Source organism: Enterococcus sp. (assembly GCF_022711995.1).
GTDB lineage: Bacteria > Bacillota > Bacilli > Lactobacillales > Enterococcaceae > Enterococcus_D.
In genome coordinates this window covers 20,781-43,450 of sequence record NZ_JALAHI010000139.1, presented here as the reverse complement: position 1 = coordinate 43,450, position 22,670 = coordinate 20,781, and the positions used below count along the sequence as shown (strand labels likewise).

The window sequence follows — 22,670 nt, the reverse complement described above, 5'->3', positions numbered from 1 at the left end:
TAATAATTGTATACGTTCTTCTATAGAATCGAGGGATAATATGAAAATGCAAATACCTTTAGAAACCGAATATATGACGTTAGGACAAATGTTGAAAGAAGTCAGCGTAATCAGCAGTGGTGGACAAGCAAAATGGTTCCTGGCTGAACATACGGTACTTGTAGATGGAGAACCAGAGAATAGACGAGGCCGCAAATTGTATGCGGGAATGAGGATTGAGATACCTGATGAGGGTACTTTTTTTATGGTAAAGAAGGAAGCCTCAGATGCGTCTGAATAATCTTCAGCTAAAGAACTATCGTAACTATGAATCTTTGGAATTATCTTTCGATAAAAATCTTGTCATTTTTCTAGGCGAGAATGCTCAAGGAAAAACCAACGTTTTAGAAAGTATTTATGTTTTAGCAATGACGAAAAGTCATCGCACCACAAATGAGCAAGAGTTGATTCGTTGGGAAACGGCTGGAGCTCAAGTTAGCGGAGCTGTGTCTCGCGGGCATTCTACCATACCTTTAGAGTTATTTTTGACCAAAAAAGGTCGGAAAACAAAAGTCAATCACATTGAGCAAAAAAAACTTAGTAGCTACATAGGGCAATTAAATGTCATACTTTTTGCCCCCGAAGATCTCTCACTTGTTAAAGGAAGTCCTCAAGTAAGAAGAAAATTTATCGATATGGAAATTGGGCAGATTGATCCGGTATATTTGTATGACCTTGTGCAATATCAAGGCATTTTGAAACAGCGAAATCAGTATTTGAAGCAGTTATTTGAAAAAAAGCAAAAAGATGAACTTTATTTAGCAGTGTTGACTGAACAACTAATTGAATTTGGTAGCAAAATCATTTTTGCACGACAGCGTTTTGTAAAACGATTAGCATTTTGGGCTAATCAACTTCATCAAAAAATTAGTGATGAAAAAGAAGTTTTACAAATAGATTACCTATCTAGTATTGGTGCTGTAGGTGAATCTCTAGAGCAAATCCAGCAGCAATTCAAAGATGCGTTGGAACAAGTAAAAACGCGGGAAAAAATGAGACAAATTTCTCTAGTTGGGCCACATCGAGATGACCTGAATTTTTTGATCAATGATAGGAATGTTCAAACATTCGGGTCCCAAGGCCAACAGCGAACCACTGCATTAAGTGTAAAATTAGCAGAAATTGATTTGATGAAAGAAGAAACTGGGGAATATCCGGTTCTTTTGTTAGATGATGTGATGAGTGAATTAGATGATTCTCGTCAGTTACACTTACTAGAGACGATCGAAGGAAAAGTTCAAACATTTATTACGACAACCACGCTTGAACATGTAAAAGATAAAATGTCTGTTGAAGCAGAGATTTTTTACGTAGACCAAGGACACATAAAAGGAGAATAGACTGAATGACAGAAGAAGAAAAAAGTTTAGTTGAACGTGCCAAAGAATATGATGCCAGTCAGATTCAAGTCTTAGAAGGCTTAGAAGCAGTACGTAAGCGCCCAGGTATGTATATCGGATCGACCAGTTCAGAAGGGCTCCATCACCTTGTATGGGAAATCGTTGATAACTCGATTGATGAAGCACTTGCTGGCTTCGCCACAACGATTCAGGTGATTATTGAAGAGGATAATAGTATTACCGTTGTAGATGACGGAAGGGGAATTCCTGTAGACATCCAAGCAAAAACTGGCAGACCAGCTGTTGAAACAGTATTTACTATTCTTCATGCAGGAGGAAAATTCGGCGGTGGCGGATATAAAGTTTCCGGTGGTTTGCATGGTGTAGGTTCCTCAGTAGTAAATGCACTATCAACCACATTGGATGTCAAAGTATACAAAGAAGGTAAAGTTTATTATCAAGAATACCATCGTGGTGCTGTTATTGAAGATTTAAAAGTAATTGGCGAAACAGATCGCCATGGGACAACAGTCCACTTTGTACCAGATCCTGAAATTTTTACAGAAACTACTGTTTTTAATTTTGATAAGTTAGCTACACGTGTTCGAGAACTAGCTTTTTTGAATCGTGGCTTAAAAATTTCAATTGAAGATAAACGAGAAGAACAAACTCTTCTGAAGGAATACCATTATGATGGCGGGATTAAAAGTTACGTTGAACACTTAAATGCAAGTAAGACAGTTATTTTTCCTGAACCAATCTATCTTGAAGGAGAACAACAGGGTATCACTGTAGAAGTTTCTCTGCAGTACACAGATAGTTACCATAACAATTTGTTAAGCTTTGCCAACAATATTCATACCTATGAAGGTGGTACGCATGAGTCTGGATTTAAAACAGCTTTGACCCGTGTTATCAACGATTATGCACGTAAATCTAAGCTAATGAAAGAAAATGATGAGAATTTAACAGGTGAAGATGTTCGAGAAGGTCTGACAGCCGTTATTTCCATTAAACATCCAGATCCTCAATTTGAAGGTCAAACAAAAACAAAATTAGGAAATTCAGAAGTACGTACTGTGACTGACCGTTTGTTTTCGGAACATTTCACAAAATTTTTAATGGAAAATCCATCGGTTGGTCGTCAAGTAGTTGAAAAAGGACTGCTAGCCTCTAAGGCTCGTCAAGCCGCTAAGCGCGCTCGCGAGATGACTCGACGAAAAGGAGCTCTTGAAATTAGTAATTTGCCAGGAAAATTAGCAGATTGTTCAAGTAATGATCCTGAGAAATGCGAATTATTTATTGTCGAAGGGGACTCGGCTGGAGGATCAGCTAAACAAGGACGGAGTCGTGAATTCCAAGCAATTCTGCCTATTCGAGGAAAAATCTTAAATGTCGAAAAAGCAAGTATGGATAAAATTTTGGCAAATGAAGAAATCCGTTCACTATTTACAGCGATGGGTACAGGTTTTGGAGCAGATTTTGATGTTTCTAAGGCACGTTATCATAAATTAGTAATTATGACGGATGCCGACGTCGATGGGGCGCATATTCGAACATTACTATTAACTTTATTCTATCGTTATATGCGACCAATTGTTGAAGCTGGATATGTTTATATTGCTCAACCACCGCTTTATGGGGTGAAACAAGGAAAAAATATCCATTATATTCAACCAGGTAAAAATGCTGAGCAAGATTTGAAGAATACAATCGAATCTTTACCTGCGACACCTAAACCAAGTGTTCAACGATACAAAGGGCTAGGCGAAATGGATGATCATCAGCTTTGGGAAACAACGATGGATCCAGATAACCGGATGATGCTCCGTGTAAGTGTAGACGATGCAATTGAAGCAGATCAAATTTTTGAAATGCTAATGGGCGATCGTGTAGAACCAAGGCGTGCCTTTATTGAAGAGAATGCACATTATGTTAAAAATCTTGATATCTAGCCAATCGTAAAGGAGGAAATAGCTTGAGTGAAGCAAAACAAAATATTCATGATGTCAATCTGACAAGTGAAATGCGTGAGTCCTTTATCGATTATGCGATGAGTGTTATTGTTGCAAGGGCCTTGCCAGATGTTCGAGATGGACTAAAACCAGTTCATCGTAGAATTTTATATGGAATGAATGAATTAGGGGTTACACCAGACAAACCCCATAAAAAATCAGCCCGTATCGTCGGTGATGTAATGGGTAAATATCACCCTCATGGTGATAGTGCGATTTACGAATCAATGGTGCGGATGGCGCAACCGTTTAGTTATCGTTATATGTTAGTGGATGGCCATGGTAACTTTGGTTCAGTCGATGGTGATGGTGCTGCCGCGATGCGGTATACTGAAGCCCGCATGAGCAAATTAGCCATGGAGATGCTAAGAGACATTAATAAAGATACCGTCGATTTTCAAAGTAATTACGATGATACTGAAAGAGAACCTGCAGTATTGCCTGCTCGTTTTCCTAATCTGCTAGTCAATGGTACAACAGGTATCGCGGTTGGTATGGCAACGAACATTCCACCACATAACTTAAACGAAGTAATTGCGGCTATTGAGCTGTTAATGGAAAATCCTGAAGTAACAACGAATGAATTGATGGAAGTTTTACCTGGACCTGATTTCCCAACAGGCGGATTAGTTATGGGTAAATCTGGTATTCGACGAGCCTACGAGACAGGGAAAGGATCCATTACAGTACGAGGAAAAGTTGAAGTTACTGAGATGCCTAATGGTAAAGAAAGAATTCTAGTCACTGAATTGCCGTACATGGTTAATAAAGCAAAGTTGATTGAGCGGATTTCAGAACTTCATCGAGACAAACGAATCGAAGGTATTACTGATTTACGTGATGAATCTTCTCGAGAAGGTATGCGTATTGTGATCGATGTTCGTCGTGATGTTAGTGCTTCTGTTATTTTGAACAATCTTTATAAAATGACGGCTCTCCAATCGTCCTTTGGCTTTAATATGCTAGCGATTGAAAAAGGCGTACCAAAAATTTTAAGCTTGAAACGAATTTTAGAAAATTATATTGAGCATCAACAAGAGGTAGTAACGCGCCGCACTCAATTTGATAAAAATAAAGCAGAAGCACGGGCTCACATCTTAGAAGGTCTACGAATTGCTCTTGATCATATTGACGAAATCATTGCATTGATTAGAGCGTCTAATTCGGATGATGAAGCAAAAAATACGATGATGGAACGCTTTAAATTATCAGACCGTCAAGCACAGGCTATTCTAGATATGCGTTTGCGTCGTTTAACAGGATTAGAAAGAGATAAGATTGAAAATGAATATCAAAGCTTGTTGGAATTGATTACTGACTTAAAAGATATTTTAGCTAATCCTCATCGGGTCTTAGAAATTATTCAAACGGAATTACAAGAATTAGGTCAACGTTTTGGTGATAAACGCCGAACAGAATTACTTGTCGGAGAAGTTTTGAGTCTTGAAGATGAAGACTTGATTGAAGAAGAAGAAATCGTCATTACTCTGACAAATAATGGTTATATCAAACGTGTGGCAAATTCTGAATTTCGGGCTCAACGTCGCGGAGGACGTGGGGTTCAAGGAATGGGGATTCACGATGAAGATTTTGTTAAAACGCTGATTTCTTGTTCAACCCATGATAATTTACTTTTCTTTACTAATATGGGAAAAGTTTATAAAGCCAAAGGATACGAAATTCCTGAATATGGACGAACGGCTAAAGGAATTCCTGTAATTAATCTTTTGGGTATCGATTCAAATGAGCGAATTGAAGCCATTATCCCAGCTTCTGTAGAATCACAAGAAGGTCGTTATCTATTCTTTACGACAAAGCTAGGCATAGTAAAACGTACTTCCATCACTGCTTTTTCAAATATTCGTGCTAATGGATTAATTGCTATTGGCTTACGTGAGAACGATGAGTTAGTGAATGTAGTGGAAACTAATGGTCAAGATGTGATGATTATTGGTACACATAATGGTTATTCTGTTACATTTAAAGAAGAGTTAGTTCGGGACATGGGAAGAACTGCTGCTGGTGTAAGAGGTATCCGTCTAAGAGAAGATGACTATGTTGTAGGTGCTTCTGTAATCAAAGAAGATAGTGAAGTATTAGTCATTACAGAAAATGGCTATGGCAAGCGCACTAAAGGTTCCGAGTATCCTATAAAAGGACGCGGTGGTAAAGGAATAAAAACAGCGAATATTACTGCAAAAAATGGACCGTTAGCTGGATTGACTACAGTTTCAGGGAAAGAAGACATCATGCTTATTACAGATAAAGGTGTCATTATTCGGTTTAATGTTGAAACAGTGTCACAAACTGGGCGTGCAACTTTAGGTGTTCGCTTAATGAAGATGGAAAACGGAGCGAAAGTAGTTACGATGGCTACTGTAGATCCAGAAGTTTCTGAAGCAGAAGATGACTTGACCTCGGAAAGCCAAAGTGAAGAATAAGAAATAGAGTTAACTCCAACACGATGTTGTTGGAGTTTTTTCTACAAATGACCTATTTTTTGCGTACTTATTATTGCAAGCAAATTTACTGTCAAAAGTCAAAAATTAATCTTGTATTATGGATAGAAAAAATGTATAATTAGTATTTGTGAGTAGTCTAATCAGGCGACTCTCTCTGCTCCTAGAATACACTAGGGGCCTAAGACCACAGGGAGGTGAATAATCAATGGAAAATACGAAATATGAGATCTTATACATCATTCGTCCAAACATTGATGAAGAAGCAAAATCTGCATTGATCGCACGTTTTGACACGATCTTGACAGATAACGGAGCTGAAGTTATCGAGTCTAAAGATTGGCAAAAGCGCCGTCTAGCGTATGAAATGGATGGATTCCGTGAGGGTATCTATCACATCGTTAAAGTTTCTTCTCCATCAACTGCAAGTGCAATCAATGAATTTGACCGTCTTGCTAAAATCAATGATGACATTATCCGTCACATGATTGTTAAAGAAGAAGAATAAAATTGTTTCACATGAAACAAAGCGATGAGGAGATGATGAACTTTGATTAATAATGTTGTACTAGTAGGAAGATTAACCAAAGATCCTGATTTACGATACACTTCTAACGGCACTGGCGTTGCGTCTTTTACATTGGCTGTAAATCGTAATTTTACGAACCAAAGTGGAGAGCGTGAAGCTGATTTCATCAATTGTGTGATTTGGAGAAAGCCTGCAGAAACACTGGCTAACTATGCTCGTAAAGGTACATTACTTGGTGTGACTGGACGTATCCAAACACGTTCTTATGACAATCAGCAAGGGCAACGTGTATATGTAACTGAAGTTGTAGCAGACAATTTTCAATTGTTAGAATCTCGTAATGCTTCTGAACAACGTCGTACTAGCGATAACAGTGGAAACACTTCTTACAATACTAGTGGCTCTGCTGGATTCGGAAACAATAGCACAAATCAAAATCAATCCTCTCAACCATCAGGAATGCCTAACTTTGATCGAGATAATTCTGATCCGTTCGGAAACTCATCAATTGACATTTCAGACGATGATTTACCATTCTAATAAATTGATAGGAGGGAAATAGAATGGCACAACAAAGAAGAGGCGGACGCAAACGTCGCAAAGTGGACTATATTGCTGCAAATCATATCGAACATATCGATTATAAAGATACAGAACTGTTGAAACGTTTCATTTCAGAACGTGGAAAAATTTTACCACGTCGTGTAACTGGAACTGGAGCTAAAAACCAACGTAAACTAACTGTTGCAATTAAACGCGCACGCATCATGGGATTACTACCATTTGTAGGCGAAGAATAAGATATATTCAAAAGTTGACAAACGTCTTTGACATTTGTCAACTTTTTTTGTCATTTATGTTTGTTGTTTATTTTCTCTTATATGTTATTTAATCGCGATTTTAAATAACAATAAATTCATTTCTTTATTTGATTTATGATTTCCTGAAAAAAGTTTCACGTGAAACTTTTTTCAGGAAATCGCTTATTCGTATAAGATGTGGTAAAATATAAAAGTGTTTAATTTTCTATAGCAGTTTATTGAGGAGTTAAATTATGTCAGCAATCGGACTTATTTCAATTGATAACTATGATGATCTAATTGACAAAAAAGATGACAAGCAAATATCCTACTTGAACTCATTGATCACGACACTAATTTCAGATTGGGCCAGTGAAAATCATATCTTTTATAAGCGAATTAATTCTGAGCGCTTTCTTTTTGTTGCCAAAATTGAAGATATTGATAAGATGAAACAGGGAAATTTTGAGTTTTTGACACGTGTTCGCAATATTGCTGAAAAGAATGATTTAGCCTTAACTATCAGTATGGGAATTTCTTATGGGAAGGAATCTTTGGAGACAATAGGCGAAGTAGCTCAGAATAATTTAGATATTGCTTTAGTACGTGGTGGGGATCAAGTAGTATTGAAAAAAGCAGATGAAGAAGCAAAGCCTCAGTTTTTTGGTGGTAATACAGATGGTACTCCTAAAAGAACGCGTGTTCGCTCTCGTGCGATGAGTACTACATTAAAAAAAATATTTGCTGACAACAAAAAGGTGTTTATTATGGGACACAGGTATCCAGATATGGATGCTTTAGGTGCGGCCTTTGGAGTTGCTTATATGGCAATGATGAGTGAACGAGAATGTTACATTATATTAAATCCTAAAGAAATCACTGCAGATATTGAACGGGTATTAGCGGAATTGAAGAAATATCCTGATTTAGAACGCATTGTTATCTCCGGAGATGAAGCTGTAGCGTTATCCGATGAAGAGAGCGTCTTAGTAATGGTTGACTATCATAAGCCATCTATGTCGATTTCACAAAAAGTCTATGACGTCTTTGATAAAATTGCTGTGATCGATCATCACCGACGAGGGGATGAATTTCCAGATAAACCATTATTGACCTATATTGAATCCACAGCATCTTCAGCTTCAGAATTAGTCGCTGAATTAATACAGTATCGTTCTACTCGCAAGACGCAAATTCCAAAATTTATTACTACTTCTTTATTGGCGGGAATTTATGTTGATACAAAGAATTTTTCTGTTCGAACAACAGCTAGAACCTTTGATATTGCTGGATATCTTAAAAATCAAGGAGCAGATACTTCGCTTGTTCAATATATGCTTAGTACAGATCTGGATTCTTATTTAATGATTAGTGAGTTAGTTTCTAAAAGTAAACATTATAAAGAAGATATAGTTATCGCAGTAGCTGATGACAATAGAGTCTATGATAGTGTGACAGTCGCTAAGGCAGCGGATACTCTTTTATCAATTAATGGGATTCATGCTGCTTTTGTAATCACAAGGCAGCCTAGTAAGTTGATCGGTATTAGTGCTAGAAGCACAGGGAAAATTAACGTGCAAGTATTAATGGAATCGCTAGGCGGAGGTGGCCATTTCACAAATGCGGCGACTCAAATCAAAGATAAAAGCTTGGATGAAGTCAAAAAAATGTTAGTTCAAGAACTTAACAATTTAGAAAACGAATAAGGAGTGACTAATGATGAAAGTTATTTTCTTGCAAGATGTCAAAGGAAAAGGAAAAAAAGGAGACATCAAGGAGGTACCTAATGGTTACGCTCAAAACTTCCTAATTAAAAATAACTTAGCTAAACCTGCTAATAATGAAAGTATGGCCGAACTAAAAGGAAAACAAAAAGCACAAGAAAAACATGAAGCAGAGATATTGGCAGAAGCTGAGGAACTAAAAAAAATTCTTGAAAAAGAAGAAACTGTTGTTAAAATTAAAGCGAAAGCAGGAGAAGATGGTCGCTTATTTGGCTCTATTCCATCTAAACAAATTGCTGATGCATTAAATAAACAATACAGTATTAAGTTAGATAAACGAAAAATTGAGTTGGAACAGCCAATTCGAGCATTAGGGTATACAAAGGTACCCGTCAAATTACATTCTAAAGTAACTGCTACAATCACAGTGCAAACAGTACAAGAATAAAAAGGTTCCCAACAGTAAAATGTTGGGATTTTTTAAGCTGATATTTTTGTTATCGGGGTTCTCTTGTACTTTAATTTGATATCCTGTAGAATAAATGAACACTAGATTAGGAGAACAAGTCATGAATGAAGTATGGCAAAATCAAATTCCACCTCAAGACATTGAAGCTGAGCAGGCAGTTTTAGGCGCAATCTTTTTAGATGCGGATTCAATTATTGATGCGATGGAAATTATTGAACCACAAGATTTTTATCGGCGTAGCCATCAAATAATCTTTCAATCGATGATTCAACTCAATGATCGTAACGAATCCATCGACCTAATCACATTGAAAGCAGAAATAGAAAAAAGTAATAGCCTTGAAGATATTGGTGGATTTACTTATTTAACGGAACTTAGCCAAGCTTCTCCTTCAGCTGCCAGTATTGCTTATTATGCGAAAATCGTGGATGATAAAGCAACTTTGCGTAATCTGATACAAACAGCCAGTCGTATCGTGACAAAAGGGTTTGAACAAGATGAAGATGTTCAATCAATTGTTGATCAAGCAGAGAAAAGCATTTTAGAAGTTTCAGAGAAAAGAAATAGTAACGGATTTCAATCTATTGCTGATGTTTTAAATCGGACAATCGAAAATATTGATCAACTAGCACAAAATAATGAGGAAATTACAGGTTTACCCACCGGTTATGCGGCTTTAGATAAAATGACTGCGGGGCTTCAGAAAGAAGAGTTGATTATCTTAGCAGCCCGACCAGCTGTTGGTAAAACAGCATTCGCATTAAATATAGCACAAAATGTAGGGACAAAAACAGATCGATCAGTTGCCATCTTTAGTTTAGAAATGGGTGCAGAATCATTAGTCAACCGAATGTTATGTGCGGAAGGTTCTATTGAAGCCAGTCATTTGCGTACAGGGCAACTGTCAGAAGAGGAATGGCGTAATCTAATCGTGGCTATGGGTAGTTTATCGAATGCCAGTATTTATATTGATGATACACCTGGGATCAAAATTTCCGAGATTCGAGCAAGATGCCGAAAATTGGCACAAGAAAAAGGAAATTTAGGATTGATATTAATCGACTATTTGCAACTGATTGAAGGTACGGGGCGGGAAAATCGACAACAAGAAGTTTCTGAGATCTCTCGCCAATTGAAGAAATTAGCCAAAGAATTAAAAGTGCCAGTTATTGCACTCTCTCAGTTGTCCCGTGGTGTGGAACAACGTCAAGATAAACGCCCAGTATTAAGTGATATTCGTGAATCCGGATCAATCGAACAAGATGCAGACATTGTGGCATTTCTTTATCGCGATGATTATTATCAACGTGAAGGTGACGATGAAGATGGTGGGGAAGAACCACAAAATAATAATGTCATTGAAGTAATTATTGAAAAAAACAGAAGTGGCGCGCGGGGAACAGTTGAATTATTGTTTATCAAAGAATACAACAAATTTTCCTCCTTATCTCCACGTGTTGAGTTTGAATAAGATAGATTGCGATCGGTAGTATTATCGATCGCTTTTTTTATTCGTATTTAGCTTTCTACTAAAAAAATATTTGAATTATAGTTCGTTTTTTTAGGCTTTTTTTTATTTTATTCATTTGGATTATTCGATTTTAGATTGAATCCACGGTCGAATACTGGTACAATACTCATGGAGTGCAATATATAAAGAAAGAGGTCATTAAATGTCATCTGTAGTAGTAGTAGGTACCCAATGGGGCGATGAAGGAAAAGGGAAAATTACCGACTTTTTGAGTGAAAATGCGGAAGTAATTGCACGTTATCAAGGTGGAGACAATGCAGGACATACTATCAAGTTTGATGGAGTAACATATAAATTACATTTAATTCCGTCTGGTATTTTTTATAAAGATAAAATCAGCGTAATCGGAAATGGTGTAGTTGTGAATCCAAAGTCACTTGTTATGGAACTCGCTTATCTGAAAGAAAACAATATAATAACAGATAATTTGAAAATATCTGACCGTGCTCATGTTATTTTACCTTATCATATTAAATTGGATCAGCTACAAGAAGATGCTAAAGGTGAGAATAAGATTGGAACAACGATTAAAGGAATTGGTCCTGCATACATGGACAAGGCAGCGCGAGTAGGAATACGGATTGCAGATCTTCTAGATAAAGAAATTTTTGAAGAAAGATTACGTATTAATCTTGAAGAAAAGAATCGTCAGTTTGTTAAAATGTTTGATGATGAGCCGATTGCTTTTGAAGAAATTTTTGAAGAGTATTACGAGTATGGTCAACAAATTAAGAAATATGTGACTGATACATCAGTCATTTTAAATGATGCGTTAGATCATGGAAAACGTGTATTGTTTGAAGGGGCTCAAGGAGTTATGTTAGATATTGACCAAGGAACATATCCCTTCGTAACATCCTCGAATCCAGTCGCTGGTGGCGTAACAATTGGGAGTGGGGTTGGTCCTTCTAAAATCAATAAAGTAGTCGGCGTATGTAAAGCGTACACTTCAAGAGTTGGCGACGGTCCATTTCCAACAGAACTTTTTGATGCAACTGGGGATCATATTCGCGAAATTGGTCGTGAATATGGTACAACAACTGGTCGTCCCCGCCGCGTTGGCTGGTTTGACACTGTGGTAATGCGTCATTCAAAACGCGTTTCAGGTATTACAAATCTATCATTGAATTCAATAGATGTTTTGAGTGGTCTTGAAACTGTAAAAATTTGTACCGCATACGAACTAGATGGGGAATTGATTTATCACTACCCAGCAAGTTTGAAAGAACTAAATCGTTGCAAACCAGTTTACGAAGAGTTACCTGGCTGGTCAGAAGATATTACTGGATGTAAGACGTTAGCTGACTTACCTGAAAATGCCCGCAATTATGTGCACCGTATCTCTGAATTAGTTGGGGTTCGCATCTCAACCTTTTCAGTAGGACCGGATCGTAACCAAACGAATATTTTAGAAAGTGTATGGGCACAAATTTAATCTGAAGATTGAGTTTGTTTAAGAAGTATAAATGAAGAATAGATAGAACAAGGCAGAGAGAGTATTTAAGAAGAAAATCGATGGTTTTTTCGACTTCAAGTATGATTTCTTCTGCCTTGTTCTTTTTTTGTTATAATAAAGTTATCAAGGAGGTGTACCTATGTATCAAATCATTACAGATTCATGTTGTGATCTACCAGCAAAAAGATTAGCTGAACTAGGTGTTCAATATATATCTATGACAATTGAACTTGATGGAAAAGAATATATCGATGATATGGGTGAACAATTTGATGCCACATGGTTTTTAGAAAAATTAAAAGAGAACGCACAACCGACAACTTCTCAAATCAACGTAGGACGTTATGTTGAATTTTTTCGTCCATATGTAGAATCGCACACACCAATACTTTATCTAGGTTTTTCATCTGGAATGAGCGGTTCTTTTCAGAGTGCCGTTCAAGCGGTAGCTATTCTGAAAGAAGATTACCCACAAGCAGAAATTTTACTTATTGATACAAAGTCTGCCAGTTTAGGCGAAGGATTTTTAGTAGCGGAAGCGGCGAAAAGACAGCAAGAGGGATGGCCTCTTTATGAAGTCAGTCAATGGGTAGAAGAACACAAATTATCCTTAGACTCTTGGGTGACAGTAGATGATCTTCGCCATCTTGAAAGAGGGGGAAGAATATCTAAAACAGCAGCAATTGGTGGATTACTAAATGTTAAACCAATTATTACTGTTGATACAGAAGGAAAGTTAAAAAATATCGATAAGGTAAGGGGAAGAAATAAATCTATTCAAAAAATTGTCGATAAAACAGTCGCTAATCTGCGAGAATCACAAATAGAGATTGTTTATCTTGCAAATTCCGGTGATGACGAAGCAGCAGAAAAAGTTATAAGACTTTTAAAAGAACAGGTTCCAACGTTAGCTATTTATCACTATCCTTTAGGACCGACGATTGCCAGTCACACAGGATATGGTTGTTTGGCACTCTTCTCATTTGGAAAAATGCGCTTAATTAGTAAGTGATTTTCTCATCTAATCTACAAAAATAATTGAAGCACCTCAAAAGTTAGAATAAAAAATCTAGCTTTTGGGTGCTTCAATTTTTACTTGTAGTTGTCTTTTTTATTTGGAAATCAATTATAGAGTTCGCTCATTCGTTGTTGGACATCCTTGTTATCTAAGAACTCATCATAGGTAGTTTCTGCTCGATCAACAACGCCTTTGTTTGAAACGGCGATGATTCGATTTGCAAGTGTTTGGATAAATTGATGGTCATGAGAAGCAAAAAGTAATGAGCCTGTAAAAGCCATAAGTCCATCATTCAATGCAGTGATCGATTCTAAATCTAAGTGATTCGTTGGGTCATCTAAGACGAGAACATTAGCTTTTGATAGCATTAGTTTTGATAACATACAACGAACTTTTTCGCCTCCAGATAGAACATTAACTGGTTTTAAGACTTCATCACCGGAAAATAGCATCCGACCTAAGAAACTACGTAAGAATGTATTGTCATCTTCTTCTTTACTAGCATATTGACGCAGCCAATCAACGATTGGTGTATCTGTATCAAATTCACTAGTAGTATCTTTTGGCAAGTAAGCGTGTTGTGTAGTAACGCCCCAACGGACGCTACCAGTATCCGGCACGATCTCGCCCATAATGACTTTGAATAGGGTAGTCGTTGTGATGTCATTATTGGCAATAAAGGCAACTTTATCATCTTTGTTCAAAGTAAAAGAGATATTATCTAAAATCTTTTTACCATCAATAGTCACACTGACATTATCTACTTGTAATAAATCATTACCGATTTCACGTTCCGGTTTAAATCCTACAAAAGGATAGCGACGTGAAGAAGGTTGAATATCATCAAGAGTAATTTTATCCAACATTTTCTTTCGAGAAGTGGCTTGCTTTGACTTTGATGCGTTCGCACTAAAGCGTGCGATAAATTCTTGCAATTCTTTGATTTGTTCTTCTTTTTTTGCGTTTGATTGTGATTGTAATTTTGCTGCTAATTGACTTGATTCCAACCAAAAATCATAGTTTCCGACATACAGTTTGATCTTACCAAAATCCAGATCTGCCATATGGGTACATACTTTATTTAAGAAGTGACGGTCATGGGAAACAACGATAACCGTGTTATCAAAGTTGATTAAGAATTCTTCTAACCAGTTAATAGATTGGATATCCAATCCGTTAGTCGGTTCATCTAGGAGCAAGACATCTGGTTTTCCAAAAAGAGCTTGTGCTAATAACACTTTCACACGTTGACCAGCTGTTAATTCTTTCATTTGAACATGATGCAACTCATCAGGAATATTCAATCCTTGCAAAAGAACAGCAGCTTCTGGTTCCGCTTCCCAACCATCCAGTTCAGCGAATTCACCTTCTAGTTCAGCGGCACGGATACCATCTTCATCACTAAAGTCTTCTTTCATATAGATTGCATCTTTTTCTTTCATTACATCATATAATCGTTTATGACCCATGATAACTGTTTCAATAACAGGGTATTCTTCGAAGTCAAAATGATTTTGTTTTAAAACAGCCATCCGTTCATCTGGGCCCAATGAAACATTTCCTGTAGATGGTTGGATTTCTCCAGATAATATTTTTAAGAAAGTTGATTTACCAGCACCATTTGCACCAATCAAACCATAGCAATTGCCAGGCGTAAACTTAATATTAACATCGTCGAACAGTTTGCGATCTGAAAAATGCAAACTTACATCACTTACTGTAATCAATTCTTTTCCTCACTTTATATATATTGACATTGAGTCTCCTAGCATTATAGCGATGAATGTTGAAAGTTTCAAGTAAACTCAAGGATTTCCCTACAATCAAAACAGAAGTTCAAAATTATTTCGGGTAAAACAAAAGGCTAGAATCAAGCGTTTTCCTATGCTAGAGTAAAAGGGAGAAGATAGGAGGAGAGAAATGTTTTGGTTGAATGGTTAATGCAACTGTCCCCGTGGCAGCAGGCTTTGGCTGGTACTTTATTTACATATGCTATGACTGCTCTAGGTGCGGCACTTGTTTATTTTTTTAAAGATATCAATAAAAATGTTCTGAATACAATGTTGGGATTCGCTTCTGGTGTAATGATCGCTGCGAGTTTTTGGTCATTACTAGATCCTGCTATCGCTCGTGCAGAAGAAAATGGGGATATACCATGGCTTGTGGTTAGTATTGGTTTTGGATTAGGTGGACTATTTTTATATGCTGCAGATAAAACATTGCCCCATATGCATTTTGGTCCTAACCACGAAACAGAAGGTTTTCCTAGCCACTTAAAGCGAACGATTCTGCTGGTCTTCTCCATTACATTACACAATATTCCTGAAGGATTGGCTGTGGGTGTGGCTTTTGGAGCAGCAGCCAGCTCGGAAGATCCTCGAGCAGCAGTTTTAGCAGCTATTTCAGTAGCTATTGGTATTGGGATCCAAAATTTCCCCGAAGGAGCTGCTGTATCCATTCCTTTAAGACAGGAAGGATTGAGTCGTAATAAAGCCTTTGTCTATGGACAGGCGTCTGGGATCGTTGAACCGATTGCGGGTGTTATCGGCGCTTTGCTAGTAACAAGCATGAACGCAATTTTGCCATATGCTTTAGCATTTGCAGCAGGAGCGATGATTTATGTTGTTGTAGAGGAACTAATACCGGAAGCACAGCAAACAGCCAGCAGTCGACGACATTTCGCTGTCTTTGGTGTCATGATAGGCTTTATTCTGATGATGGTTTTAGATGTTGCATTGGGCTAATCAAAAAGGAGCTATGACAAAAGTCTTGTCATAGCTCCTTTTTCTGAATAAACGGTTAGAAGTAACTTCTTCGGAAATAAGCCGAAATTTCTTGAAGCTGACCACTTTTGGCATAACCTCTTTTTGTTAGTTATAATATTTTTTGGGTCGTTGTCGAACGTTTGTCAACCATCGAACAATTAGGACAGCTAGTAATAAAGGAATACCAAAACGGAAAATCAAACCGATCAATCCACCAATTAATCCTAAGATGAGAGATAAGAGCAATGAAGCTAAGACTAAAACTGCTACGACAGTTACGATTCTACCTAACAAACTTTGTGTGTTCATAATGAATCCTCCTATGCCTTTTATTAAACTCATCTTATCAAGAAAGAAGAAGAGACACATCCATCTTAAGGCGGAATTTTTCCTCAGTCGGTAGTCAAAGAGCGGTTAGTGAGGTAAACTAGAAAAAAAAGCAGGTGAGAATATGAAAGCAATTATCAAAAGTAAACATTTTATCACGGAAGGAGGCTGTAATGCTTGTCAAGCCTTCGAATTAGAAACATTGACGTTACACTTAGAGAATGGAAAAGAAGTTTCTTTAGAGAACTTGGATGTAGCCTCATTAGTAACGCCATTTATTCAAAATGAACAATGGCGGACAACATTATTATTGGATGAGGATGAAGGCTATCTTTATCAAAAAGGAAACCAAGAAGTGACATTTATCGATAATCATGCTACCCAAGTGTTTGTTTCAGAGGATAAAAAAATTGTTTGTCAAAAAAAAGCTTGTGAACAGGAACTGTTTGTAAAAGCAAATGATGTTTTGCAACAACTCTTTTCTATTGAACCAGTGGAATTTGCAATTGAGCAAGCATAATCAATGAAAGAACTGCTTGAAAAAGAAACCTTTCAATCAAAAGTAAAAGTCACTTAAAGATTGAAGGTTCTATAGTCAAGCAGTTTTTATTTACGTATTTGGCCTTCTCCGTAGATAATGTATTTGATGGAAGTTAATGCTTCGAGCCCCATCGGACCTCTAGCATGCAATTTTTGAGTAGAAATGCCAATTTCTGCTCCAAAACCAAAAACAAACCCATCCGTGAATCTTGTAGATGCATTGACATATACTGCAGCGGCATCAACCTCCTGTAAAAATTTCTGGGAAGCGAAGTAATTGTCAGTAATGATTGCTTCAGAATGTTTCGTGTTATAGCGATTGATGTGAGCAATTGCTTCGTCGATGGAATCTATAACTTTGACGGCTAAAATAAAATCTAAAAATTCTGTCTGCCAATCTTCTTCAGTAGCGGGGTGTGCGTTCATTAAATACTTTCGTGCACTTTCGTCAGCTCGTAGCTCTACGCTATTTTTCAATTCTTTTTCTAACAAAGGTAGAAATTCTGCTGCACAATTTTTATGAACGAGGATCGTTTCGATTGCATTGCAGACGGAAGGACGCTGGGTTTTAGCATTGACCACAATGTCAACAGCCATCGGAAGTTGCGCATCTTTATCAATAAAGATGTGATTGTTGCCAGTTCCTGTTTCAATGACAGGAACGGTTGCGGTTTCTTTGACACGACGAATGAGGTTAGCACCCCCTCGTGGAATCAATACATCCAAGTACTCGTTTAAGCGCATCATTTGCTCAGCAACGGCATGACTGGTGTCATCAACAAATTGAATAGAGTAGGGCGAATAGCCTTTAGCACTTAATGTCTCTTGTAAAAGTTTTACAAGAATTTGATTGGAATAGAAGGCTTCTTTTCCTCCTCGCAGAATAACAGCATTTCCAGACTTAAAGCATAAACTAGCAGCATCTGTTGTCACGTTGGGTCTTGCTTCATAAATGATTCCTATAACGCCTAATGGTACACGTTGTTTGCCAATTAACAGGTTATCACTATTGCGCCACATTTTATCCACGACTCCCAGAGGGTCAGGTAGCTGAACGACTTCTCGAATGCCATTCGCCATCTCATTGATTCGTTCCTCAGTTAATTCCAGGCGATCAATTAAGGAAGGTTTTAAGGCATTTTTTTTGGCAGTATCTAAATCTTTTTTATTTTCTGTTAAAATTAGCGGACGATTTTTTTCCAATGTTTCGGCCATAGCTAAAAGTAATTGATCTTTTTCAGTAGCTGTTAGTAAACTAAGTGAAACAGCACTTTTTTTCGCCTGTTTGCCTATTTTTATTAAGTCGATCATAATGTTTCCTCCTTGTAAAAATAAGTACCAATCTTTTTACCAGCTAAAATATCAAAAATAATTTTAGGCTGTTTCCCATTTGCCAAGATCATTTTGGTATCTGTTTTGAGGATACGATCCGCAGCTTTTAATTTACTAGACATACCACCCGTTCCATAGGGACTACCTTTCCCAGTTGCTTGTTTCATTAAGCCGGGTGTAATCTCAGTAATCTCATCATAGAGTAGCGCAGTTTTATTATGCAACGGATTATCAGTGTAAAAGCCATCGATGTCTGATAGCATAATCAGTAGATCCGCATGAACTAACTGAGCGACAATGGCAGATAATTGATCATTGTCACCAAATTTAGTAAGATGGTCCAACTCATCTATAGCAACGGTATCATTCTCGTTGATTATTGGAATGATCCCCATAGTTAAGAGTTGCTCCAATGTGTTACAGACATTTTGTCGACTTTGAGGAAACTCAATAATATCTCGTGTCAACAATAATTGTGCAGTTTTTTGATTGTAGACTTGAAAACGATGATTGTAAATATTCATTAATTCTGCTTGTCCTACAGCGGCGATTGCTTGTTGTTGGGGGATTTCTACAGGACGCTGTGAAATATTTAGTTTATTCATTCCCACTCCAATAGCTCCAGAAGAAACGAGAATAATCTCTTTTCTTTGATTCCTTAGATCGGATAAAACAAAGGCAAGTTCATCAATACTTGAGAGGTTGATATTTCCATTGGGATAAACGAGGGAACTTGTACCTATTTTGATAACGACTCGATTTGCTTTTTTTAGCTTCTCTCGCATTTTATAACCACCTCTTCTGAATTTCATAATTAATATTTTGTCCATTGTACTAACAAAATAGAGATTCGTCATGCTCTTTTTCTATTTTCTTGCTTTTTTTGACTAAGGAAGCGAAGAAAATATAAAGAGTTTCTGATAATTTTGTTTTCATTAAAGAAAATAGGCGTTACTATGCTAAAATAACTATAAGTTTACCAATTGGAGGAAAAGATGAAAACACGTGGATTTGAAATTGTTTCAGCGTATAAAGATAAAAATATAACTCTTCCCCAACGCGCAACTCATCATGCGGCAGGGTATGATTTTGAAGCGGCTGAAGAAATCGTGATACCTAGTATATGGAAAGCAGGATTGATGAATGGCATTCAAGCATTGACCACTAAAGATGTTCAAAAATTAATTAAACCGACGCTCATTCCGACTGGTATCAAATCATATATGGGAAAAGAAGAGTATTTACAATTAACGAATCGTTCGAGTAATCCGCTCAAACGTTTTTTGTTACTGACAAATGGTGTTGGTATTATTGATAGTGATTATTACAATAATCCAGACAATGAAGGACACATCATGTTTCAATTTACAAATTTTGGCCCTAGCGATTTGATCATCAAAAAAGGAGAGCGAATCGGTCAAGGAATTTTCTTGCCGTTTTTAAAAGCGGATCAAGATACAACGAATCAATCACGCTCTGGAGGATTTGGTTCCTCTGATCAGTGACTGTTCGATGTATAAGCACAGTCAGTTATCCTAGATAGCGAATTGGAGGTTTGCAATGGCTAAGAAAGCGAAGAGTCAGTTTGTCTGCCAAAATTGCGGGTATTCTTCCCCAAAATATTTAGGGAAGTGTCCCAATTGTGGTAGTTGGAATTCGATGGTAGAAGAAGTAATTCAAGAAACAGCAGATCGCCGTGTACGAACTACTCTAACAGGTCAACGAATGCAGCCAACAAAAATTGCTGACGTTATACCTAAGAAAGAACCACGCGTACAAACCAAGTTAGAAGAGCTAAACCGAGTGTTGGGCGGTGGTGTTGTTCCGGGATCATTAATTTTGATTGGTGGCGACCCAGGGATCGGCAAGTCAACTCTTTTGCTACAAGTTTCGCAGCAGCTTGCAGCTATTGGGGGCAAGGTATTGTATGTTTCGGGTGAAGAAAGTGCAGAGCAAATAAAAATGCGCGCCCAGCGCTTAGGGGCAATCGATACGGAATTTTATTTATATCCGGAAACGGATATGGCTGAGATAAGCAAAGCCATCGAAAATCTAACACCGGATTATGTCATCATTGACTCGATACAAACAATGACACAGCCTGATATTACTAGTGTTGCAGGTAGCGTGAGTCAGGTTCGAGAAACAACAGCTGAACTTCTGAAATTGGCTAAAACCAATGGAATTGCTATTTTTATTGTGGGACATGTAACCAAAGAAGGTTCGATTGCTGGTCCAAGAATGCTGGAGCATATGGTAGATACCGTTTTATATTTTGAGGGTGAAAAACATCATAGCTTTCGTATTTTACGTGCCGTCAAAAATCGATTTGGTTCGACAAATGAAATTGGAATTTTTGAGATGGAAGCAGGTGGCTTGAAAGAAGTCGCCAATCCCTCGCAAGTGTTTCTCGAAGAACGATTAGAAGGAGCTACTGGTTCGGCTATTGTTGTGGCAATGGAAGGGAGTCGGCCAATTCTAGTGGAAATCCAAGCTTTGGTGACTCCAACAATGTTTGGTAACGCTAAACGAACAACTACTGGATTGGATTTCAATCGAGTTTCATTGATTATGGCAGTTCTAGAAAAACGTGCGGGATTACTTTTACAGAATCAAGATGCTTATTTGAAAGCAGCTGGTGGTGTGAAATTAAATGAACCTGCAATCGATTTAGCAATTGCAGTCAGCTTAGCTTCAAGTTATAAAGAAAAAGGAACCAGCCCTACAGAATGTTTTATTGGTGAGATTGGTTTAACGGGTGAAATTCGGCGTGTTAATGCGATTGAACAACGGGTAAAAGAAGTGCAGAAATTAGGATTTACTAAAGTATATTTACCTAAAAATAATCTTACTGGGTGGCAACCGCCAAAAGGGATCGAAGTAGAAGGTGTGTCAACTTTATCAGAAACTCTGCGAAAAGTTTTTCGCTAATTCTGATAAGGTGCTAACTACAAAAATTGAATAAATTTGAAGATGAGATGAAATTATCGGAACGAGAATGAAGGCTCTTTATTGGAATCTATATTGAGAAATACTTGCATCAGAAGATGCAATCTTTGATCAACTTTTTCTAAAAGAGATGCTTTCCTTCAATCTCAGCTTCATACTAAATTAGGGTGGAGGAACGTGTATGCAGAAACGAGTCATTACTGCGCTAATGGTCCTTGCTGGAGCAAGCTTGGGTATCTCATTGATGCCTGTTGCGTGGCAAACCATTGGTCAATCAAAAAATGAATGGCTGAACAATAATATCACTAATAGCTTGCTTGGAGCCCTTATTTTCTTTTTATTATCTTTGCTATTAGCGAAATATATTGCAGCTGGAATTCGCAAAATTGAAGAAAAATTAAGTGAATTGAGTCTCACGTATTTGTTATTTGGGGCAATCGGATCAATTATTGGATTGATGATTGGGGTTATTGTATCGATTCCTTTTTATAATTGGGATATTCCTTTTATCAATGGAATCGCGCCAATTCTAGTAATGGCATTATTAGGATATCTTGGCTTTCAAATTGGAACGACTCGAATTGAAGAGTGGAAAAAAATTTTTTCTTCCAAAAATAAGAAAACAGAACCCGTTGAAGAACAACAGATGCTTGATCGTAAAATAGCGGATCATTTTCATAAGTATAAAATTCTCGATACAAGTGTCATTATCGATGGACGGATTTACGACATTGCTAAGACAGGTTTTCTTGAAGGAGTGCTGTTGATTCCCAATTTTGTTTTGTATGAATTACAATATATCGCAGATTCGGGAGATAGCTTGAAACGGGTTCGAGGGCGACGGGGGTTAGATATCTTGAATGCTTTACAAAAAGAAGAAGGTATCGCTGTTGAAATGTATGAAGGGGACTTTGATGAGATTTCTGAAGTTGACAGTAAACTGATCAAATTGGCAAAAATCCTTGATGGTATTGTTGTTACAAATGATTACAATTTAAACAAAGTTTCAGAATTTCAAAATGTTCCTGTGTTGAATATCAATGCTCTTGCGAATGCCGTTAAACCAGTAGTGATTCCTGGAGAAACGATGAATGTATTAGTTGTAAAAGCTGGAACAGAAAGACAGCAAGGTGTAGCTTATTTGGACGACGGAACGATGGTTGTTGTTGAAGACGGTCAGCACTATATGAATGAACATATTCAAGTAGTTGTTACAAGTGCACTGCAAACAGCAGCAGGACGAATGATATTTGCCAAACCGGCTCATTCAAGTCGGGGGATAGATAATCAAGAAAACACAAAAAATTAGTAATAATCAAGGGCAATTGGCGGATTTTATGCCAGTTGCCTTTACTATTTCGCTTAATGATTGTACAA

Annotated in this window: 21 protein-coding genes; 17 read left to right on the top strand and 4 right to left on the bottom strand. The window is 37.4% G+C overall.

The features are described from left to right. Nucleotides 1-40 precede the first annotated feature (40 nt). From yaaA to Q0A12_RS13825, 12 genes are all read left to right on the top strand, one after another. A complete protein-coding gene (gene yaaA, locus Q0A12_RS13880) occupies nt 41-280 on the top strand; it encodes a S4 domain-containing protein YaaA (RefSeq protein ID WP_003129246.1) in 240 nt (79 codons plus the stop codon). Beyond that, on the top strand, nt 267-1,379 hold the full coding sequence (recF, locus tag Q0A12_RS13875) for a DNA replication/repair protein RecF (RefSeq protein WP_291293221.1): 1,113 nt from the start codon (nt 267-269) through the stop codon (nt 1,377-1,379). Before yaaA ends, recF begins: the two co-directional genes overlap by 14 nt. Before the next feature lie 5 nt (nt 1,380-1,384). Next, nucleotides 1,385-3,334 carry a DNA topoisomerase (ATP-hydrolyzing) subunit B gene (gyrB, locus tag Q0A12_RS13870; RefSeq protein WP_291293220.1) on the top strand — a complete coding sequence of 650 codons (1,950 nt, stop codon included), beginning with the start codon at nt 1,385-1,387 and terminating at the stop codon, nt 3,332-3,334. 23 nt (nt 3,335-3,357) lie between these two features. Further along, nucleotides 3,358-5,835, top strand: a complete 2,478-nt coding sequence (gene gyrA / locus Q0A12_RS13865) for a DNA gyrase subunit A (protein WP_291293219.1) — start codon at nt 3,358-3,360, stop codon at nt 5,833-5,835. 226 nt (nt 5,836-6,061) lie between these two features. After that, entirely contained in the window at nt 6,062-6,361 is a 300-nt protein-coding gene (rpsF, locus tag Q0A12_RS13860) for a 30S ribosomal protein S6 (protein WP_291293218.1), read from the top strand. A gap of 42 nt (nt 6,362-6,403) precedes the next feature. Further along, complete coding sequence (gene ssb, locus Q0A12_RS13855; RefSeq protein WP_291293217.1) at nt 6,404-6,922, top strand: single-stranded DNA-binding protein; 519 nt, start codon at nt 6,404-6,406, stop codon at nt 6,920-6,922. A gap of 23 nt (nt 6,923-6,945) precedes the next feature. Continuing rightward, nucleotides 6,946-7,182 (top strand): 30S ribosomal protein S18, encoded by a 237-nt coding sequence (rpsR, locus tag Q0A12_RS13850; RefSeq protein WP_003129253.1) that lies wholly within the window; start codon nt 6,946-6,948, stop codon nt 7,180-7,182. Nucleotides 7,183-7,436: 254 nt separating this feature from the next. Beyond that, on the top strand, nt 7,437-8,888 hold the full coding sequence (locus tag Q0A12_RS13845) for a DHH family phosphoesterase (protein WP_291293216.1): 1,452 nt from the start codon (nt 7,437-7,439) through the stop codon (nt 8,886-8,888). A gap of 13 nt (nt 8,889-8,901) precedes the next feature. Beyond that, nucleotides 8,902-9,354 (top strand): 50S ribosomal protein L9, encoded by a 453-nt coding sequence (rplI, locus tag Q0A12_RS13840; RefSeq protein ID WP_291293215.1) that lies wholly within the window; start codon nt 8,902-8,904, stop codon nt 9,352-9,354. Between the two features lie 121 nt (nt 9,355-9,475). Further along, a complete protein-coding gene (gene dnaB, locus Q0A12_RS13835; protein WP_291293214.1) occupies nt 9,476-10,846 on the top strand; it encodes a replicative DNA helicase in 1,371 nt (456 codons plus the stop codon). A gap of 202 nt (nt 10,847-11,048) precedes the next feature. Continuing rightward, nucleotides 11,049-12,341 (top strand): adenylosuccinate synthase, encoded by a 1,293-nt coding sequence (locus Q0A12_RS13830; protein ID WP_291293213.1) that lies wholly within the window; start codon nt 11,049-11,051, stop codon nt 12,339-12,341. Nucleotides 12,342-12,501: 160 nt separating this feature from the next. Further along, nucleotides 12,502-13,374: a DegV family protein gene (locus tag Q0A12_RS13825; RefSeq protein ID WP_291293212.1), complete on the top strand. Its 873-nt coding sequence runs from the start codon at nt 12,502-12,504 to the stop codon at nt 13,372-13,374. Nucleotides 13,375-13,484: 110 nt separating this feature from the next. On the opposite strand, the gene Q0A12_RS13820 is transcribed toward Q0A12_RS13825, so the two are convergent. Further along, nucleotides 13,485-15,107 (bottom strand): ATP-binding cassette domain-containing protein, encoded by a 1,623-nt coding sequence (locus Q0A12_RS13820; protein ID WP_291293211.1) that lies wholly within the window; start codon nt 15,105-15,107, stop codon nt 13,485-13,487. Nucleotides 15,108-15,305: 198 nt separating this feature from the next. Here Q0A12_RS13820 and Q0A12_RS13815 point away from each other — a divergent pair, with 198 nt between their 5' ends. Continuing rightward, nucleotides 15,306-16,124 (top strand): ZIP family metal transporter, encoded by an 819-nt coding sequence (locus tag Q0A12_RS13815; RefSeq protein ID WP_291293210.1) that lies wholly within the window; start codon nt 15,306-15,308, stop codon nt 16,122-16,124. A 126-nt stretch (nt 16,125-16,250) separates the two neighbouring features. Here the strand turns inward: Q0A12_RS13815 and Q0A12_RS13810 are convergent, their stop codons facing one another. Then, complete coding sequence (locus Q0A12_RS13810; RefSeq protein WP_291293209.1) at nt 16,251-16,454, bottom strand: hypothetical protein; 204 nt, start codon at nt 16,452-16,454, stop codon at nt 16,251-16,253. Between the two features lie 142 nt (nt 16,455-16,596). Here Q0A12_RS13810 and Q0A12_RS13805 point away from each other — a divergent pair, with 142 nt between their 5' ends. Then, entirely contained in the window at nt 16,597-16,992 is a 396-nt protein-coding gene (locus tag Q0A12_RS13805) for a DUF4809 family protein (protein ID WP_291293208.1), read from the top strand. 86 nt (nt 16,993-17,078) lie between these two features. Here the strand turns inward: Q0A12_RS13805 and Q0A12_RS13800 are convergent, their stop codons facing one another. Together Q0A12_RS13800 and proB are read right to left on the bottom strand one after the other, a co-directional pair. Then, nucleotides 17,079-18,323, bottom strand: a complete 1,245-nt coding sequence (locus Q0A12_RS13800) for a glutamate-5-semialdehyde dehydrogenase (protein ID WP_291293207.1) — start codon at nt 18,321-18,323, stop codon at nt 17,079-17,081. Further along, nucleotides 18,320-19,129, bottom strand: a complete 810-nt coding sequence (gene proB, locus Q0A12_RS13795; RefSeq protein ID WP_291293206.1) for a glutamate 5-kinase — start codon at nt 19,127-19,129, stop codon at nt 18,320-18,322. Before proB ends, Q0A12_RS13800 begins: the two co-directional genes overlap by 4 nt. 210 nt (nt 19,130-19,339) lie before the next feature. On the opposite strand from proB, the gene Q0A12_RS13790 reads away from it, so the two are divergent. The 3 genes from Q0A12_RS13790 (at nt 19,340) to Q0A12_RS13780 (ending at nt 22,602) form a co-directional block, all read left to right on the top strand. Then, nucleotides 19,340-19,849 carry a dUTP diphosphatase gene (locus Q0A12_RS13790; RefSeq protein ID WP_291293205.1) on the top strand — a complete coding sequence of 170 codons (510 nt, stop codon included), beginning with the start codon at nt 19,340-19,342 and terminating at the stop codon, nt 19,847-19,849. Nucleotides 19,850-19,904: 55 nt separating this feature from the next. Then, complete coding sequence (gene radA, locus Q0A12_RS13785) at nt 19,905-21,275, top strand: DNA repair protein RadA (protein ID WP_291293204.1); 1,371 nt, start codon at nt 19,905-19,907, stop codon at nt 21,273-21,275. A gap of 199 nt (nt 21,276-21,474) precedes the next feature. Further along, nucleotides 21,475-22,602: a PIN/TRAM domain-containing protein gene (locus tag Q0A12_RS13780; protein ID WP_291293203.1), complete on the top strand. Its 1,128-nt coding sequence runs from the start codon at nt 21,475-21,477 to the stop codon at nt 22,600-22,602. Nucleotides 22,603-22,670: the final 68 nt, after the last annotated feature.

Coding starts and splice junctions, on each gene's coding strand:
- proB (WP_291293206.1), bottom strand. CDS start 19,129: ATGCGAGAGAAGCTAAAAAAAGCAAATCGAGTCGTTATCAAAATAGGT.
- rpsR (WP_003129253.1), top strand. CDS start 6,946: ATGGCACAACAAAGAAGAGGCGGACGCAAACGTCGCAAAGTGGACTAT.
- Q0A12_RS13780 (WP_291293203.1), top strand. CDS start 21,475: ATGCAGAAACGAGTCATTACTGCGCTAATGGTCCTTGCTGGAGCAAGC.
- Q0A12_RS13830 (WP_291293213.1), top strand. CDS start 11,049: ATGTCATCTGTAGTAGTAGTAGGTACCCAATGGGGCGATGAAGGAAAA.
- radA (WP_291293204.1), top strand. CDS start 19,905: ATGGCTAAGAAAGCGAAGAGTCAGTTTGTCTGCCAAAATTGCGGGTAT.
- recF (WP_291293221.1), top strand. CDS start 267: ATGCGTCTGAATAATCTTCAGCTAAAGAACTATCGTAACTATGAATCT.
- Q0A12_RS13800 (WP_291293207.1), bottom strand. CDS start 18,323: ATGATCGACTTAATAAAAATAGGCAAACAGGCGAAAAAAAGTGCTGTT.
- Q0A12_RS13810 (WP_291293209.1), bottom strand. CDS start 16,454: ATGAACACACAAAGTTTGTTAGGTAGAATCGTAACTGTCGTAGCAGTT.
- rpsF (WP_291293218.1), top strand. CDS start 6,062: ATGGAAAATACGAAATATGAGATCTTATACATCATTCGTCCAAACATT.
- Q0A12_RS13845 (WP_291293216.1), top strand. CDS start 7,437: ATGTCAGCAATCGGACTTATTTCAATTGATAACTATGATGATCTAATT.
- yaaA (WP_003129246.1), top strand. CDS start 41: ATGAAAATGCAAATACCTTTAGAAACCGAATATATGACGTTAGGACAA.
- gyrB (WP_291293220.1), top strand. CDS start 1,385: ATGACAGAAGAAGAAAAAAGTTTAGTTGAACGTGCCAAAGAATATGAT.
- Q0A12_RS13825 (WP_291293212.1), top strand. CDS start 12,502: ATGTATCAAATCATTACAGATTCATGTTGTGATCTACCAGCAAAAAGA.
- Q0A12_RS13790 (WP_291293205.1), top strand. CDS start 19,340: ATGAAAACACGTGGATTTGAAATTGTTTCAGCGTATAAAGATAAAAAT.
- Q0A12_RS13805 (WP_291293208.1), top strand. CDS start 16,597: ATGAAAGCAATTATCAAAAGTAAACATTTTATCACGGAAGGAGGCTGT.
- rplI (WP_291293215.1), top strand. CDS start 8,902: ATGAAAGTTATTTTCTTGCAAGATGTCAAAGGAAAAGGAAAAAAAGGA.
- dnaB (WP_291293214.1), top strand. CDS start 9,476: ATGAATGAAGTATGGCAAAATCAAATTCCACCTCAAGACATTGAAGCT.